This window comes from Novosphingobium lentum NBRC 107847, assembly GCF_001590965.1.
In the GTDB taxonomy this organism is placed as follows: Bacteria; Pseudomonadota; Alphaproteobacteria; order Sphingomonadales; family Sphingomonadaceae; genus Novosphingobium; species Novosphingobium lentum.
Genome location: NZ_BCTW01000002.1, coordinates 269,565 through 287,700, shown reverse-complemented (window position 1 = coordinate 287,700; position 18,136 = coordinate 269,565). Strand labels below are relative to the sequence as shown.

The following is an 18,136-nucleotide window of genomic DNA, read 5'->3' as shown; positions in this document are numbered from 1 at the left end:
CGCGAGCACATAAAGGCCAGCCACGGCCCCGAGGATGAGAAAAATGGTCATAAGCGTCCCTTGTCTGGACGCGCTCGCCACCACCTCCTCAGCGCAATCTGCGGTGAAAGAATAGCACGACAGGGCACAGGCCGAAAAGGCGAAATGTGCCTGAGGTTAGCGGCTGAAGGGGTCATATTCGCGAACCACCTGTTCGGGGTCACCGTCAAATTCGTCAGCGGGGATGACGAAGTAGCCCTGATTGGTTTCGATGAGGACGATGACCGTCATCAGCGTCCGGGAGAGGTTCCAGCCAAGCGATTGTGCGGTTGCCAGTGGCATGTTGCGGCTCCTGCCTAGGAGCGGGACCACCCCGCTCGACAGTCGCCCCACAGGCCGGGGGCTGGCCGCAATCACCGCAGCAAAGCTGCGGCCGCACGCGCACGCGTAGCGGACCCTTCACGGGTTGATTGAAGGAGGACAGGCTTCGAGCCCAGGGATCAGCGGCTAATGCGAGCGAGTGGTTCTGCGGCGGTTCGAGCTATGCCAATTGCGCCAGTCAGATTCCGGCGGTGACATATTCTTCAGGTATCCGCCGTTGACGGCCAGTTTCTCAAGATCGGTCAGGCACTGCGCGGCCGGCAATATCGATATGTGCGACCTCGGCGATCCGAAAAAGACTTTACCTTGCGCTGTTCTGGCGTAGCACGCAGCCCCTCGGCCAAGGCGCCCGACTGCTAGCAGCGAGATGAGCCGTTTCACACCGAACGCTAGGCGCAAGTTCGGGCGACATCGATCGACAATTTAGGTGCAAAAAGGGGGCTCAAAATTCACGAGCTACGACCGGCTTTCCCCACGACGCCCCAACCTGTACCAAAATTGGAGACAATATGGAGACAATGGGGGTCTCGGCGAGGCGTTGTCTCCAGAATTTCAAGGGTCGCCGGTCGGCGAAATCGTTGATTTTCTGGGAGAAAACTGGAGCGGGCGAAGGGATTCGAACCCTCGACCCCAACCTTGGCAAAGTTGCATTACCCCCTATCACGGACTACGCTACAGAACGCCAGTCTACGACATAATACATTGTTTTTTATTTGTTATTTTCCAGAAAATACGCCATAACCATCCGGCGGTCAACCGACACTTTCCGTTCACGGTGTTGACCAGGTGTTGACCAAGCTGCCGAAGGTTTGAGTGGAAATGACGAAAGGGAAGCAGGTCCGATTGACAAAGCGGGTGGTCGATTCCGCTATCGCGTCGGACAAACGCTACATCGTGTGGGACAGCGATCTGAATGGTTTCGGCCTGCGTGTCGAGACCAGCGGGGCGAAGACATTCGTAGTGCGTTATCGCGCAGATGGCGGTGGCCGCGGCGCCCCTCAGAGGTTCGTGACGATTGGCCGGTTTGGCAATCTTACGGTGGAGGAGGCTCGCAAACAGGCCAAGGTCGTGCTCGGTGGCGTTGCCGTCGGTGAAGACCCTGCGGATGAGCGCAGGACCAAGCGCACGGAAATGAAGATGAGCGGCCTCATCGACCTCTATGAACAAGAGGGTTGTTTCATCCAGCGCGGGAAACGTCAGGGCGCGCCGATGAAGGCGCTGACCAAGCAATATACTGTGGCCCGGCTCAGGCACCATGTCGTGCCGCTACTGGGGCACAAGCGCGTCAATGATGTCGGCATCGCCGATGTCGAGCGCTTCTTTCGTGATGTTGCCGCCGGGAAGAGCGCCAGCGACGACAAAGTCGGCCCGCGCAAGCGCATCATCGTTCGGGGAGGCGAAGGCGCGGCTCGCAAGGTATTCCGCGATCTGTCGGCGGTCTTCAGCTTCGCCTGCCGTCACGGCGTAGCCAAGGGCAATCCCTGTGAAAAGGCGGTCGTCCAGAAGACTGATAATCATCGCACCCGCTTTCTGACGCTCGAAGAAGTTCGGTGCCTGGGCGCTGCTTGCGATGCGCTTCAGGAAGAAGGCGTCAACGTCAAAGCTCTGAACATCACGCGCTTGTGGGCGCTGACTGGCTGCCGCCGCCAAGAGATCGCCGAACTCAAATGGCATGAGGTCGATTTCGACCGGGGCCTCCTGATCCTCGATGACACAAAGACCGGCAAGTCGCTGCGGCCATTGGCAGATGCTGCAATGGTGCTACTCAAGGGCATCGTGAAAACCGATGACAGCGATTTCGTCTTCCCGGCAGATCGCGGCGTTGGAAATTTCCAGGGCACGAAGACGATCTGGCCAAAGATAGTCAAGAAGGCCGGCCTAGACGGGGTGACGCCTCACACACTGAGGCACACAATGGGTGCAACGGCCACGTCATCGGGCGAGGCTCTGGCCTTGACCGGGGCTATCCTGGGTCATGCAAACATGCGCTCGACCATGATCTACGCTCATGTTCAGCACGATCCTTCGCGCCGGGCCGCCAATCGCGTTGCCAAGACGATCGCCGCAGCACTCGCGGGCCAGACGAAGTCTGCGCCGAAGCGAAAGAAAGTCGCATGAACCACGAAGCTATAGAATCGGCGCGCCGGCTCGGGCCAGTAATTGCGTCTCCGTTGACACCTTTTGTTGTAATCGCGATTCTGCCCCTGTACGCCCCGCTCAAGAAGGGAGTGAGCTGATGTCGACCAAGCAAATCGTCGCCCTGCTGAACTCCCACGTCGATGGGGATGAAGAGCAGTTTCTGTCGATCGCGCTGCAGATCGCGGCGCAGGAAGCACGTCAGGGCAATATCGAAGAAGCCGACCGGCTGAAGCGCCTTGTCCAGAAGGCGCGGGATCGCGGTGTTGCCAGCCCTCCTCGAGGACAGGCAGCGATCCCGCTCGCGCGGCCGCGCGGTGAACTTCAGGGCCTGGTCGAGAGCGCCTATCCCAAAACGACATTGGACAGCATGGTCCTCTCGGCCGACCTTCGTCGCCGGCTGACCCGCATCGTGCGCCAGCAGGCGGATCGTTCGACGCTTCGTGATCATGGCCAGGTTCCGGCGACGCATATCCTGCTCGTCGGGCCGCCGGGAACGGGAAAGACGATGACGGCCTCGGCGCTCGCCGGCGAATTGCACCTTCCGCTCTTCACAGTTCGGCTTGAATCCCTGTTCAGCCGCTTCTTCGGCGAAACGGCAGGCAAGCTCCGCCTCCTGTTCGACCAGATCGCGCAAACTCGCGCGGTCTACCTGCTCGACGAATTCGACGCGATCGGCACCCGGCGTGGTGATCCAAACGATGTGGGCGAGATCCGCCGCGTTCTCAATTCAGTGCTGGCGTTCATGGAAGAACCCAATTCGACCGATAGCGTCGTGATCGCAGCAACCAACCATTCGGATATGTTGGATAATGCGCTGGCCCGGAGGTTCGACGAGGTTGTCGAGTATTCTCTTCCCGATGACGGAGCGGCATCTCTCCTGCTCAACCGCAGGCTTGGCAAGTTCAAGCCTGCGGCAAAGGCATGGTCGAAGGTTACGCCGTTGTTGACTGGCCTCAGCCAGGGCGAACTGGTTCGCGCCGCAGATGCAGTCGTTCGCGACGCCATCCTCGGTAATGCCACGAAAGTAACGGTCGACAACCTCTGTGCGGCTTTGACCGACCGGCAGGCGTTCCGGGAGAGGTTCCACCCGGAGCGCAGGGCATAAGCCTGACGGGTGGCGCGACTTAGGGCAATCACGACGAAATGGGGGGTGAATGCCCGAAGGTGATGATTTCGCGGGCAGGAACGTGCCGCATGTGCCGATCGATGCATTTCGGGATCCGGCGCAATACCGCTATCCCAGCAGGCCGCAGACCAAGACGCCCAAGCGCGACGACTATCACGCCCATGCTGTGCATTTGCTCGCCCAACTGACAGCGGCGCTGGATCAGGCGCCTGATCCCGATCGCCGCATAGCTATCGCCGGCCAGCAGCCGGGGACCATCGTCGAGGTCGAGACGCTGGCGCCTGAAGGTGTGCGGGCCAAGGCTGCGAAGATCCCCACGGGCCTTGATTTTCCTGGGCAGGATATCGTCGTACTCCGGTCACGGAGAAATGCCGATCGGACCGAAAGCGCGGTTTTGTTCATTCCCGACGACGCACAGGCCTTTCTGCGCGACCGGATCGCTCGCTATGGCGAGGAGGATCTCGGCAATCGGGCGAGGCCCGATGTTCCTCGTTTCGAGACCATCGAGGCGATCCGCGCAGCGGTCATCCAGGTTCTGTTCGCCGGACCGGTCGACTTCGAGGATACAGAACCAGCCTGGTGGGAACTGTGGATCCGCCAACCCGTCGCGCGCGCTGAAAGTATCGCTGCGGCTGCACGAAACGAACATCTCGATGTCCATGCTGACCGGCTGGTCTTCCCGGATACGGTCGTACTGTTCATTCACGCGACGGTTGCCCAACTGCTTGACCTCGCTCAGCGCGCTCCGGGCGCCATAAGCGAGATCCGGCGGGCGACCGGGACGATCGAACCCTTCCTCGATCAGGGCGCGCTTGCGCTCGGCCAGGCGGCGGTGGTCGCAGATCTTGCCGCGCGCATTACGCCGCCTGGCGATGGCGCGCCCGCCATCTGCATTCTCGACACCGGCATCGCCGGTGCTCATCCGCTCGTTGCGCCGGCATTGGCCGGCGCTTGGGCGTTTGACGAACGCTGGGGGACCGACGATCACGAGCAGCAAGGCGGCCATGGCACGGCAATGGCCGGCCTGGTTCTTTATGGCGATCTGGAGGGCGCGGCCAACGATCAGCGGCCGCTGGAACTCTCGCATGCAGTCGAGTCCATGAAGTTCCTGCCGCCGCGCGGATTCGATGCGACGGAGCCGACCCGATACGGCTTCGTGACCCAGAGCGCAGTTGCGCTGGCGGAGGTCGAACGACCGAACGCCGCGCGCAGCTTCTGCATCGCCACATCTTCGCCCGATTTTTCTCCCTCCCGGCCCTCTAGCTGGAGCGGGGCGATCGACCAGCTGTGCGCAGGCGCGATGCCCGGTGAGCGCCTGGATCAGCAGTCCGCGACAGATCACCCCAAGCGCCTCGTACTCATCGCCGCCGGCAATGTCCTTGGGGGGCAGCGCGAGGATGTCGAGGCGCACAAGTCGCTCGAGGATCCCGCGCAGAGCTGGAATGCAATCACGGTTGGCGGCTTCACGACGAAAGAAGCCGTGCCTGCCGATCCTCCCGGCCTTCAGCCGCTGGTGCCGGCCAATCATCGCAGTCCGTTCAGCCGGGGGTCTCAGGAACTGCCGAGCGACCTGACACCGATCAAGCCTGAAGTGCTGTTCGAAGCGGGCAACATGCTCGTGGACGGCACCGGCTTTTGCGGGAACCACCCAGCGGTTTCTCTGCTTGCCCTGTCATCCGACGTCGAAAATGAGCCTTTGATGCCGTTTAACGCGACCAGCGCTGCCGCCGGGGTCGCAGGCAATTTCGTCGGGCAGTTGCAGGCTGCACTCCCCGATCTGTGGCCCGAGACCTATCGGGCACTGATGGTCGATTCCGCGACCTGGCCGCAGCCTATCCGTTCACAGCTGGTCGGTCGCGGGGCGCACTGGAAGTCGATCTCCAAGGGGAAGCGCCAGAACATTCTGCGGGATGTTGGCTATGGCGTGCCCGACCTTGAACGCGCGTTCCGTTCAGCCCGGAATGACGTGACATTGATCGCTCAGGCCGAAATCCAGCCATTCGCGGCAGGTCCCAACGGGCAGCCGCCGGTGTTCAACGAAATGCATTTCTACGACCTGCCGTGGCCGTCCGCCCTGCTTCAGGAACTGGAAAACGAGACGGTGACGCTTAAGGTGACACTGTCCTATTTCATCGAACCCAATCTCTCTGGCCGCGCCGCGACCCGGCCCGACACCTATCGTTCATTCGGCCTGCGCTTCGAGATGAAGAAGCGGACGGAAACGGCGGCTGCATTTCGCAGGCGCCTCACCCAACCGCGCGATAGCGACGAGCCGGCGGCAAATGAAGGTAGTCATTGGTTGCTTGGCCCGAACGCCTTCCAGGCAGGTTCGCTTCACTGTGATCTCTGGCGCGGTGCGGCTGTCGATCTGGCGTCCCACGATGAAATCGCGGTCTATCCAGTGGGCGGCTGGTGGAAATCACACACCGGCCAGCAGCGCATGAACGACAAGGGGCGCTACGCCCTGATCCTGTCGCTTTCAGCTCCCGGCTACGCCGTCGATCTTCACGCGCGCATCGCGGCGATGATCGAGGCCAAACAGGCGGAGATTGCCGCTGCTCCGATAGGTATCTTGGGGCAATAACCAATTGAGGTTGGGATACCCGCTTAACTATTACTCTTGGAGTGCTGGCGACTGGGCCGAGAACTTTGCAGACGATTTCGAGGAAATCGTAACGTGCCACAACGATGACCCCGGCAAAGCTCTGGCCTATGACGGAAGGGGTTCGCAAGAATTTCAATGGCGCCCTTCACGGAGTTCAGAAGGGTCGTTCATTCCGGGACCAGACCGTCAGTGCTGGCTCGCTGTCACGCACAGTCGAGGTTCCCGGGTGGCGCCCGATGATGGCAGTGGCTCCATCCACTCGGGTACCGATCTGCAGACGCTGAATGGGGCCTACAAGGAATTGCGGGTCGCTTATGCCGCGCGGGTCAAGGCTGTGCGTAAGAAACTTCGGCTGACACAGGAAGAGGCTGGCCGGATCATCGGCGGTGGGCGCCGCGCCTTTCAGAAATACGAAAGCGGCACGACGCCGCCGAGCGATGCTGCCGTTGGATTGCTGGAGATCCTCGATCACCACCCTGAGGAGTTGGAGACCCTGAAATCAATTCGGCCTCGAACTTCGCCCACTGACTTGCTTACGGAGGCAGCGTCACAAGGGCGAGGCGAGACCGGCGCACGCGCGGCATCGCCGCCTGAAGCCCATTCGAGTGTGAGCACTTAAACCGTCAGGGGCAAGCGTTGAGGTACAGGTGGAGTCGCCAAAGCGGCAACGCATGAACCACCCCATTCATTCGGATCATTCGATCAATCAAAGCTCGTAGCGCTGACAACGCCGCAGGCCATTCTTCGGCCACCGCGATGACTCCGGCTTCGAATCGCTCGAAAATTCCCGTGCTCTCGATCCCTGCATACGTCGCGCAGATTTCGAGAAGTTCGTGGATGGGATCGAGGGTGCCGCGCTCATCGTCTCCCAGGTTAACGCTTGGCGTGCCGAAATTCTGGGCGGCGCTACGCGCAGTGGCACGGATGACATCAATGATCTTGGAGCGATTCTCGGCAGGTAATACCAGCCCCATCGCTTTGACAATGAGCCGCGGCAACGGAAGTTCGTCGCGTCCCGTCATGGATAGCCCATCTACGTCGATTTCAAGCAGGGTCGACTGCGCTGCGGTCAATTGCGCGCCCGTCAGGCCTGTCCGGGCATGCTGCGCGAGCAGCGCCCACGCCATCGCTGACGACCGATCTTGTCCGACCTCCTCGATAGACCGGTCGACAAAGGACATACGTGCCTGCTCCGGCTCCCCGGCTAGCGCACAGAGCGCAGCGGGCGCCTGAACAAGGAAACTGCCGAGCATGTTGCCGCCCGAAAAATTCCTGAACGTCATCGCTGGCGTTGGGCCGGACTCGCCGTCCTCACCCAAAGTGACCGCTGAGCGAATATCGGCCTGCAGTGTTTCATCCAGAAGGTCGGCGAGCGGTCGATCGGCGAGAAGTGCGCCCACCGCGTGAAACAGCAACGCACCGGGGGTCAGTGTTACCGGGGAGGCCGCGTCCCACTCCATGAAACGAGAAAGATTGAGTGTATCCGCCAGCGATTCCTGAAACGAACCATCCGTGAAAAAACGCGTGATGGGGCCGGGATCGGCACCCCGCCGCAAGAAGGTGTCGAGAACGCGATCGGCGTGGAGCCAGATCAGAGCCAAGCGATCTGCGCTCGCCAGACCACAATATTCGGGATCGCGCGTGAACGCGCGTACCGACCACTCCAGGAGCGCGATGAAAGGCTCTGCGACGCGGGAGATTTTGCTCACCGCCTCTTGAGCGATCGCGTGATGGTCCTCGACGGTCACAGCCATGGCAAGCGCAGCTTCTGCCCAACGAAACGTTGCGACAGGCGTCCGCGCTGCTGCGCGCATATCGCGAAGCTGGTCTTGATCGATTGCTACCCCGGCAAAGGCGGGCAAACCTCCAACGGGCAACCCCGCAAGGCGGGACAGCATCTCGCGCGAACCGAATTGCTCTGCGAGCGTCTCTGCGGCGGTGGCCAGGCGCGTGGAGAAGGACTCGTCGCCTGCGTTCAGCCGGATGAAATGCATCAACGTGGAAGCGGGTGGCGGCATGAATGCCGACGCAGAAATCCGGCGATTGGCCGATCGGAGCGCCTCATCCAGTGATTCATAAACGGCCTTGGCGCTGAGTTTACGCGCCTCGGCCAGTACAGCGCTCACCTGTTTGGGTGTCGCGGCGCGCCGGCCTTTCTCCATCGCAGCATGATGCGCCTCGGGGGTGAGCTCCAAGTCGCGCAGCAGGCGCTCCAGCTCTGCCAAGGGTTCGGTAGCCGCGTCAAAAATACTGCAAATTGCCTCGGCAAGCCGTGCGCGTAACCCACCGGCGAAGCTGACACCGTCGGCCGTTCGCGCAACTCGGCAGCGCTTGCCATCCCTTGTGCGCAGCTTCGCTCGGCCATAACGACGGGCGGTTCGCACGGCGCACCAGAACCGGTCCGCCTCGAAGCGCTTTCCTCGAATCGTAACGATCTCGATCGAGGGGCTCCCAACCAAGTAGGAGAAGCGCTTGTCCTGGAGAATCGCGCGCCTAACGGGCTCGGGCAATGTGGTGAGCCGCGTTCGTGCGAACTCCCGCTCGAACAAGGGCTCGGTAGCCCTTGGGTCACGTCCATCCAGACGAGGCTGATGCAGCTGGATGAAATGTGCGGCAATGCGATCCACTATGTCGGGATCGCCGATGCTATGCGGCGCCACCACCGCGCCCCAGAACCAATCCGCAAAGGCGCGCTGACGGTCCCTGCGCAGGCGTCGGGGAAGTTCAAACTGCATAGACATGCATTCCACGGCGGATGCGAAGCATAAGGTTGCCAGCATCTTCGCCGCACCGCCCGCTTGATCTTCGGGGATCTGCCGGAGCGAACGTTCGACACGCAGCGCCTGCCATATCCACTCGGATCGTATCCCACATTCGTCGATCGCCTGGGTCGCGTCCGACCAGATGGCGGTCAGGCAATTGTGCGCGAGCCGCATTTCTGCGGTCATGAGCTGTACCTCATCGGGGCGGGTGTCCTCGACTTCGCTCGAAGGACCGATCTTGAGGCGCCCGTCGAGCCGGCGCGTCGCCGCGCGGTTGCGGCGGATTGCCGCCAGCGCGGGGGTCTCCCGCAGTACGCCATCTACAATCGGGGCTGTCCGGAGCGCTGGAACGACGTCATTTTCGTCCAGCTGGACGAACCCGCCGCCGAGTGCGAGGAAGCGGTTCAGTCGTGCGCGTACCTCTGCCTCGCTCAGAATAGCGTCCGCCACCAGCGCGTCGAGGACATCGACGAATTCAACAATCACATGATTGCGGTTGGCCGGGTAACCCGTGAGATGACGATCCTCGAACCAGGTGACCGCGCCATCGACCTCCTCGGCGATAAGAATATCCATGAGGCTGACGGTTGCGGGTTTTTGGCCAAATTCGCTCATCTCCTCGACGTCGGCTTCGCGCTCGGCCCGACGCTTGACGAAGACGAACTTCCCGGCTTCGATGCTGCTGAGCAGGCGCTCCCGCAATGCGCCGAGCCAGGCGGCGCGCTCCGCCTTGGCACCCTCGACTACAACGTAATTACGGCTGATCGTGGCAATCTCGGGCGCGATGCCGACATCGTAGGCGATACAGAGGGCGGGCAGGATATCGGTAAGCGCAAGCTGCTCCGCCGCAGCGCCGGCCAGCCACAGCCTAGCGCCAGCAAGAAGCGGAACGACCATATTGTCTGAGCCTACTGATATCTCACCGCTTTCCCGGAGCGCCGCCAGCGCACGGAGGTGCGTGCCCTCATCGATCACGCCACCGGCAAAAGCGGCATCGATCAAGGCGATCGGGCCAAAGTCGAACCGCGCCTCTTCGTCCGCAGTCCGCAGACCTACGGTCCTGTCATCGACGTTACGCTCACGCACCGTCAGCCCATTGCCGAACAGCGCGGCGAGGCTGTGCAACAGTTCAAGGCGGGCGGGCTGGGTTGCCGTCGCTTTTCTCTGCATGTCGAGGAGCGCGGCCGGAACGGCCGACGAGATGGTAATTGGGTGCGGGTGCGCCGCGAGCACGTCCATGAGATCGCATTCGGCCGCGATCAACAAGGCGCCGATGTCCATATGCAACCGCCAACTCGACCATGGGCGACCGACTGCAATGTGACGAGGTCGCGCCCCATTTCGCAGCAAACGAAGGCGCAGTGGCCCCTCGGTCTGTTGGTCGAGCGTAACGAGCAGAGTGTCGAGGCCGATATTCTCCTGTTCGACAAGCAGATGCGCCGGCACACGGCCATCGAGATAGAGGGCACCGCGCTGCTCGGCGTTGGCGTTCTGGGTTCTGATGAATTCGGGGAGGTCAGAGACGTCGAAGGTCCGGACTACGGATGAGCCATCCTGTGCGACGCGTGCGACTTCGGTGAACAACGGCGCGGCCTCGGCCTCGAGCCCCAGTGAGAACGCTTGCATGAAGGCAGCGACGGCGTGCCGTCGTTCCGCGTCCGCCTCAACCGCATATCGCCACAACTCCTGCGCCAGCTCGAAGTCGCTTGCCCGGAGCGTTTCGACCCAGCGCAGGGCAGCGCCCGCTTCCAGATCTGCGCTGCGCAAGAGGTCACGGACGATGTGGGCCGCGCCGTGCGTGTCGCCGATCGACGCGCGCAGCTCGGCTTCAAGATGTCGATCGGCCGATACGCCCGATTCTGCGCTGAGCGCCCGTGCTTCGGCGAGTGCTCCGATGAGGTCACCGGCGCGCCGTTGTCGGTCAACGACGAGCCTACGTACATCAGGCGGGATTTGTCCCGCACGAAACGCCGAGCGGTGGTTTTCCAGAAACAGATTGAGGTTCTCGTCTGACTCCGTAGCAGCGACCATATAGGCGACCACCCGCACCGCTTCGGCGGTGCCGAAGGACAGTATGGCATTGCGATAGGGAGCAAGGATTGCCCATTGGCGCTCAGAGGCAAGGAGCTGGGCAATAGCGAGTGTCTGCGGTTCCGGGCGGGTGCCGCCAGCGATGTCGGCAAATCCGGTCGACACCAGTACCCAATCGCCAGTGACCCGTGCGCGCTGGATGGCATCGACAATATTGTCTGGCGGGGCTGCCGCCGCATTGTCCTGGCCACTCACGATGTCGGCCGCAAATCGCGCGATCCACTCTTGCGCCTCGACCAGAGCTTCGCCGTTCTGATTCGAAAGATGCTCTTCCAGCACCGCCCGGCTTGCCGCCACATCGCCCTGCGCGACGAGCATCAGAGCGAGCACACGCACACTGGTCTGATCCGCCTGCCCGTTCGCATATGTGTCGAGCAGTGCCGCCTGGCTCGGCGATAGGTCCACGTCGAACCGGCGAGCCAAAATCCAGGCGATCGTAATCGAGTCGGTCAGGTTTTCAGCAATCATGCGCCGGGCAAGAGCCTGAGCGTCTTCGCGACGCTCGCGCATATTCGCGAGCGAAGCCAGCAGCCAACGACGATCCTCAAGGTCCGTCGTCCGCGCCTCCAGCGATTGGAAGCCATCGATGGCGCTGAGCAGAAGTGCGCGTCCGGCGTCGTCGTCGCGCACGAGATCGAGGTCGACGGGGCTGGCGTTGAGGAACCATTCCGGGCTCAGCGCCGGTGATAACGCCGCGGCGTAACGAACCACGGCTGCGGTTCGCACCGTCGCCAGCCATTGCCCGGCCTGGCGCTCCAGTTCCTCCACCATCGTCAGCGCATCATCGCGGCGATTGCGCATGAGCAATGCCCATATCCGAAGGCGGTCGGTTTCGGGGTCCGGCCCATCGCGATCGAGCGCCTCAAGAACGGTCTCGGCACCTCCGATATCGCCGCTGGTAAGCATCAGGGCGACCTGCAACTGGCGCCCATCGCGGGTTATCGGCGTTCCAAGGGCGGCAAGAGCCGGCAGCGCACCGTCGCGCTGGAAGGCGATCCGCGCCGCGATGCGGGGTTCTTCGGCAGGTTCGATTCGATCTGCCTGATCCGCCAGCGTAACGGCGGCATCGAGATCATCGCGGTGCAGCGCGGCCGACACCGCAAAACGCAACACCCGCGCCTGTGCGTTGGGCTGGAGCTGAGACCAGATCGGCTCGGCGCACAGGTCGGCGATCGTTCGTTCGACCGCATCGACGTCCCCTGCGCGTAGATCTTCGAGACCACGCGCTACCCGCTGTTCTGCCTCGCCCGAAAGAACCGCACGCAATGCCGTGATCTTACTGGCATCGACCGTCTCAATGCCGATCGAGGCTCCGTCCGGCAGCAGCGCCTCGCGCTGGGTCGTGCCGCAGATGATTTCGACCCAATTGCTACCGATAAATTGTGCGACGATGCCGGGGTGGGAACGCATCTTTTCAATGAGCTGCGGCTGACCCCAAAGCTCATAACCGACCTCAAGGGCGTTAAATCGGGCTCGTTCGGTATCTGCGGCGTCGATGACCTTGGTCGGTGCAATATCGGCGGTCGTCACGAGAATGAACCGGCGAACCCCCTTCGATTTCCAGCGCGATTCCCAATGATTGAGAAAGGCTGACGACCATTCAGCGAGGTGGCCGGTCGCGATCTCTGTGTATTTCTTGCAAGACGCGACATCACAGCCGCCAGACCTGAGTTCGGCCTTGGTGTCGATGCCATATTGAGTCTGGCCTGCGGTGCCATATTGGCTCGCCGTCACAACTCCGGGCTCATGGGCCAGGAGGGACTCTGTCAGCCGTTCAAGCTGCTGCCAGTCGTAGCGCTCGAGCGGTGGCGCGCGAGTCTCAACGAAGGGAGGATCGAAAAGGGGACGTTCAGCCATCGCAGCGAGACCGCCTCGGGCAAACCGCGCTGAACTCCGAACTGCGCTCGTGGCGCACGAGCACCGTCTCAATGCCTTCCTGGCTGGCGAGTTCGAGCTCAAGATCGCCGGTCACGCTTGGCATATCAGCCGGCCGTTCCGAGCAGCGGGCGCGCCATCGTGGTCACCGTGTTGCTTGCTGCACGCTGCTTTGCTGGACAGTAAATTATGCCATTCCGGTGTTGGCGCCTTTCGGTGCCTCTCCTGAGAGAGGGCGCCTGCCATTGCCTCGCGCGTTTACACGATTTGCCACGCATCAGTTCTTCGCAGCCAGAACCAATATCTCGCCCTTTGCAGCAAGCAAGCCATCGGCCACGAGGCGATCAATGGCCGATGACAAAACCGAACGTAGCTGGGTGCTGGTTGCCGAGAAACCAAATGCGCGTGAAACGGATTGAATAAGATCCGCCTGTCCCGCACCGTAGTTGGCGCCGACGATATCGAGCATAGCCTGGCTAATCTCGGCGGGCGGCAACATGTCAGGTTTCCGAAGTGTTGCAGATGTCACCATCGATCGATCCCGCACCATCACCGCCTGCCCAGGCACCGTATGGAACGGGCCGTCTGTCAACCGACCAATCTGCACGGCAATCGACGCGGCGCGTTCTACAGCCCCGCGAATACGTGATCCCGCTCTCGCCAGTCCCCAAAGATTGCGGATGCGCGCCGTGATTTCCTCAATATGGACCGGACCTTCCGCCTCGACGATTTTCACCACATAATCGACCATCTGACCGACGGGCACCTCATGCGGTTCGAACTGCCGGTTCACCGGAAAGCTTGCCTCGATGTATGACGCCCGGGCAGGCAGCGAACCAGAATCCGTACCGACGAAAGCCGTGACGATATCGAGATCGCCAACCAGTTCCGCTTCGAAGGATAGCGGCACTGCGCGCGCAGGCTTGTATCCTTCCTCGTCGCGGGCGCCCCATTCGGCTCGCGCGGCTGCGACGGCATCCTCGATTTTCTTGAGTTCTGCCTGCGGGCGCAGATACCAGTCCGCACTCCACACCCGGTGGATGATCCAGCCATGCGCCTCCAGCACCTGCTGGCGCAGCCGATCACGGTCGCGGGCTGATCGCGACGAATGGAACTGCGCACCATCGCACTCGATGCCAAGCACGAAGCGACCGGGTTTTTCGGGATCGGAAACGGCCAAGTCCACGCGGAACCCCGAGGCACCGATCTGGCGCTTCACATCGTATCCAAGGGCCTGCAGGCGCTCACAAACCTGAATCTCGAACTCGCTGTCGAAATCCTCGCCGCTCACCTCCCCCATGCCGAAATGGCCGGTTTCAGCGAAAGTCAGGAAGAGTTTCAGCGCGGTAACACCCCTCGCCTTCGTCCGCTCGAGATCGATATCGGCACCAGTGAAATTGCAGAAAACTTCGCAGCGCAGCTTCGCACGCGAGATCAGCACGTTGAGGCGCCGCTCGCCGCCTTCTCCGCTGAGCGGACCGAAGGCATGAGCCAGATAGCCCTGCTCAGTCTTCCCGTATCCCACCGAGATGAAGATGACGTCGCGCTCATCGCCCTGAATGTTCTCAAGATTCTTGACGAAGAACGGTTCAACCGACCCGGCACCGAAGAAATCCTCGACATCCGGATTTGCACGCCGCAACAGCTCGAGCTCCTTGAGAATGGCCTGCCGCTGGGCAACGGAGAAGGTCGCCACACCCAGCGTCTGGTCGGGATTTTCACGCGCCTGCCGGATCACTGCCTCGGCGACCGACTTCGCCTCCTTGGGATTGGTGCGTGATGCACCGCGGTCGTAGGCGGTGTCCTTGAGCAGGTTGAACTTCAAACCCATGCCCGCGACCGCATCATAGGGGCTTGGGACGATGAACAGCTTGTTCTCGTAGAATTCTCGGTTGGAGACGGCGATCAGCGATTGATGTTTGGAGCGATAATGCCAACTCAGCATCCGCGACGGGACACCCTTCGCCAGACATAGCTCAAGGATCGATTCCGCGTCCTTGGCCTGGATGGTGACACCGTCATCGCTCTCCTCGGGATCGTCCTCCCCGGTTAGTTTCTTGAAGAAGGCGGTGGGCGGCAGCTGCTTTTCGTCACCGACGACAACGATCTGATCGGCGCGCGCGATTGCCCCAAGCGAGTCCACCGGCTCGATCTGGCTGGCCTCATCCATCACGAGAATGTCGAAGTGCAGTCCGCCCGGCTTGAGAAACTGGGCAACGGAGAGCGGACTCATCATAAAGACGGGCTTCAGCTGCTGGATCGCAGGCCCGGCCTTTTCCAGCAGCACCCGGATTGGCAGGTGGCCGCGCTTGCGGGCGATCTCGGCGTTGAGCACACCCAGCGGGCCGATACCGGCGGCCCCGTGTGGCCGCCCTTCGGCGTGCGAGGCGACAATCTGTTCCTGAGCGAGTTCGATCCTGGCCTTGTCGAGTTGGCGAAACTGGCCGACGAGATTGTTATGGGTGTCGCCATCGAAGGCGCGCAGCTCGGGCCATGCAGCGAAAAGCGCCACGCGGAGGACTTCAGCATAGGCATGATCGAAGGCCGGAGCGAGCGTCTTGTGATCGAGAGCGCCTTCGTAAAGGGCATCCACGAGTGACGGTGCGCCAGCATCCGCCAGGTGTTGCGCCCGTGTTGCGAAGGCAATGAAGGTGCTCAGTCCTTCGAGATCGGCAGCCCATTGCTGAAGCCGCTCGACAAGCGCCTGCACCGGGATCGCATCGCTAACACTGACACCGAATGCGCGGCGGAGATCGAGATTGAGATCACCGAACAGCCCCGCCAGATCATTGGCCAGTTCCTCCAGCGCCGGGCCGAGATCCTGACGCGCCACCTCCACCGCCGCCGTATCGGCCAAATTGGCGAGACGATTCCAAGCGGCATCAGGCAGCGAGGCGTGGGCGCCGCGCCATTGTAGGATGGTGTCGAGCAAATCCCAATCCGAATGCTCCGCCTTCCATGCCGATCCAAAGGCATTCCCGGCCGGTGCCGCTGCTTCGAACTTCCCCTTCGCGGCCTGCGCGGCGATCATGGCATCGACAAGCGCCAGCCGTTCGTCCTGCGGCTTTGGCAACGGCTCCTTGAGGTAGGATTTAAGCAAGGCGAGCTGAGCGCGATAATTTCCGTCCAGAAAACGGAACAGGCTTCCCCCCTTGATGACGACAGCCGAGCGGATCGTCGAATAATCGGCAGCAAGACCTGCGTCGTTGAAGCTTTGTTCAGCGTCGCGCCAGCTCGCCGAATAGGCGCAGCCAGCAGCGATCAAACGCTGCAACTCCTCACTGCCCTTCGCCCACACTGGCACTGTCAGGGCAGCACGATCGGTTCCGGACGGCACCGGCGTAACTGACAGAAAATCGAGTGATCCGCGCAAGTCAGCGATTGTCGACACGGCAGGGGCACTCAAATTTTCGCTCGCGACGGCGGCAAGTGAGCAAGCCCGTTCCAATACAGCGGAGGCAGCGACTATCCGCTTGCCAAGCGTCTGGCGTTCGACCGGATCGAGAGCAGCGCAGCGGACACCTCGCCACACGTTCTTCGGGACCGCTCCTAAAGTTTGAGCACGCTCGGCAACATCGGCGATGATCGCGTGGTTCTTGGCGACCGTTTCGCGATCCCAGCTGTCCGCGCCCTGCAGTTCAAATGGCGATACATCACCAAGTTGAGCGCGCGTCAGTCGCCCGAGAATGGCTTGCGGCGTAAGGCCGGACGGGCTTAGCGGCTTATGCAAACGCCGCGCAAAGCTGTTCAGCTCTCCACTTGCGTCGCCCAGTTTCTCAACGATTGTGATGTCGCCGCGCGCCGGACGATGCTGTGCGTCCCGGGTCCGCCTCAGCTCTTCGAGCACCAGGCGCTTGTTGACCTTGTTGGAATGGAGTTCGAGCGTCAAAGGCCCCAGACCCACCTGTCTGAGTCGCCGATGCACGACATCGAGTGCAGCCATCTTTTCGGCGACGAACAGAACTTTCTTCCCGCGCGCAACGGCAGCAGCGATGATGTTGGTGATCGTCTGAGATTTTCCGGTGCCGGGCGGCCCTTTGACCACGATCGACCGCCCGCCCGCAGCTTCGGCAATCACGACCGTTTGCGAGCTGTCCGCATCGACAACGTGGTGCAGCTCGATCGGGCGGATGACATCGTCAATGGCCGCGCCGTCGGCAACAAGTGGCGTGCTTTCGGGGAAACCATCGCGCAGCAGCGCACCGATCATTTCCTTGGTATCGATGCCAGCTTCGGCAGGCCAGTTGTCAGGATCCAGATCGCGGTACATCAGGAATTTCGAGAACGAGAAGAAGCCGAGCACCATGGCATCGGGCAACACTTCCCACCGCTTCTGGTTCGAAACCGTTTCCGCGACCTTCGCGCAATACCCCGGCAGGTCGACCTCGTCCTCATCCTTGAAGTCTTCGATCGTCAGGGCGAACTCGGTGCGCATTTTGGCCTGAAGGGTGAGATTCGGTGAAGCCGGCTCCTCGCGCCAGCGCAGCTTGAAACGATCAGCCGCGCTGCTGCGATCCAGCTTCACGGGCAGCAGAACCAACGGCGCATGCCGGGCAATGTCCGAACTGTCGCTGTCGAACCAGCGGAGTAGCCCTATGGCCAGATACAGGACGTTGACGCCTTGTTCCTGCTCCAGTGTCTGCGCATCGTACCAGACGTCGAATAAGCGCTTTTGCAATCCCTCGGAGGTAAGGCGGGTCTGGAGCCGCAAGTCAGCATGACGCGAAGCAACGCCTCGATCGTCCACCGTGTCATCACCTGGCTGCGGAATGCCGCCCGTAATGTCGTCGTCAGGATCCAACTCGGCGCGATCTTCCTCGCTCAGTTGAACACCAGGCAGGAAACTCAGCGCCCTGTTCGATGTGAGCAGACGGAAAACCTCGACAGCCTTTTCATCGACGATCTCGATGGCGCGATTATTCTTCGTTCGCAGTGGCGTATTGAGCAATCTATTGCGTGTCGAAAGATCGAGAAGCGCATGACGCTCCTTCAGAAGTCGATCACGAATAGATACTCTTGTTTCGTCGTCCGCCATCAGAAATTGCTCCTTGCGCAAAGGACTACAACGGATGGGCGGGGCAGGCCAATTCCCAAAAACAAGAAAGTGTCATCAATTTGCATGACCTTCACAGACTTTTTGGCTCAGTCGGGCGGCGTATTGCGGGAGAGTAGGCCTTA

7 protein-coding genes are annotated in these 18,136 nt (G+C 61.5%); 4 read left to right on the top strand and 3 right to left on the bottom strand.

All coding sequences use genetic code 11. The features are described from left to right. Window positions 1–156 precede the first annotated feature (156 nt). Window positions 157–321 (bottom strand): hypothetical protein, encoded by a 165-nt coding sequence (locus tag NL2_RS21365; protein ID WP_006964003.1) that lies wholly within the window; start codon window positions 319–321, stop codon window positions 157–159. 858 nt (window positions 322–1,179) lie between these two features. Here NL2_RS21365 and NL2_RS02790 point away from each other — a divergent pair. From NL2_RS02790 to NL2_RS20625, 4 genes are all read left to right on the top strand, one after another. Next, on the top strand, window positions 1,180–2,478 hold the full coding sequence (locus NL2_RS02790) for a tyrosine-type recombinase/integrase (RefSeq protein ID WP_068071451.1): 1,299 nt from the start codon (window positions 1,180–1,182) through the stop codon (window positions 2,476–2,478). Between the two features lie 118 nt (window positions 2,479–2,596). Continuing rightward, window positions 2,597–3,604, top strand: a complete 1,008-nt coding sequence (locus NL2_RS02785) for an AAA family ATPase (protein WP_068071449.1) — start codon at window positions 2,597–2,599, stop codon at window positions 3,602–3,604. Window positions 3,605–3,653: 49 nt separating this feature from the next. Then, a complete protein-coding gene (locus NL2_RS02780) occupies window positions 3,654–6,209 on the top strand; it encodes a S8 family peptidase (RefSeq protein ID WP_068071447.1) in 2,556 nt (851 codons plus the stop codon). Between the two features lie 247 nt (window positions 6,210–6,456). After that, on the top strand, window positions 6,457–6,849 hold the full coding sequence (locus NL2_RS20625) for a type II TA system antitoxin MqsA family protein (RefSeq protein ID WP_245647542.1): 393 nt from the start codon (window positions 6,457–6,459) through the stop codon (window positions 6,847–6,849). 4 nt (window positions 6,850–6,853) lie between these two features. Here NL2_RS20625 and NL2_RS02770 read toward each other — a convergent pair whose 3' ends face one another. Both NL2_RS02770 and NL2_RS02760 read right to left on the bottom strand, forming a co-directional pair. Continuing rightward, window positions 6,854–12,940: a hypothetical protein gene (locus NL2_RS02770; RefSeq protein WP_157082998.1), complete on the bottom strand. Its 6,087-nt coding sequence runs from the start codon at window positions 12,938–12,940 to the stop codon at window positions 6,854–6,856. A 295-nt stretch (window positions 12,941–13,235) separates the two neighbouring features. Beyond that, window positions 13,236–17,993, bottom strand: a complete 4,758-nt coding sequence (locus NL2_RS02760; RefSeq protein ID WP_068071508.1) for a DUF3320 domain-containing protein — start codon at window positions 17,991–17,993, stop codon at window positions 13,236–13,238. Window positions 17,994–18,136 lie beyond the last annotated feature (143 nt).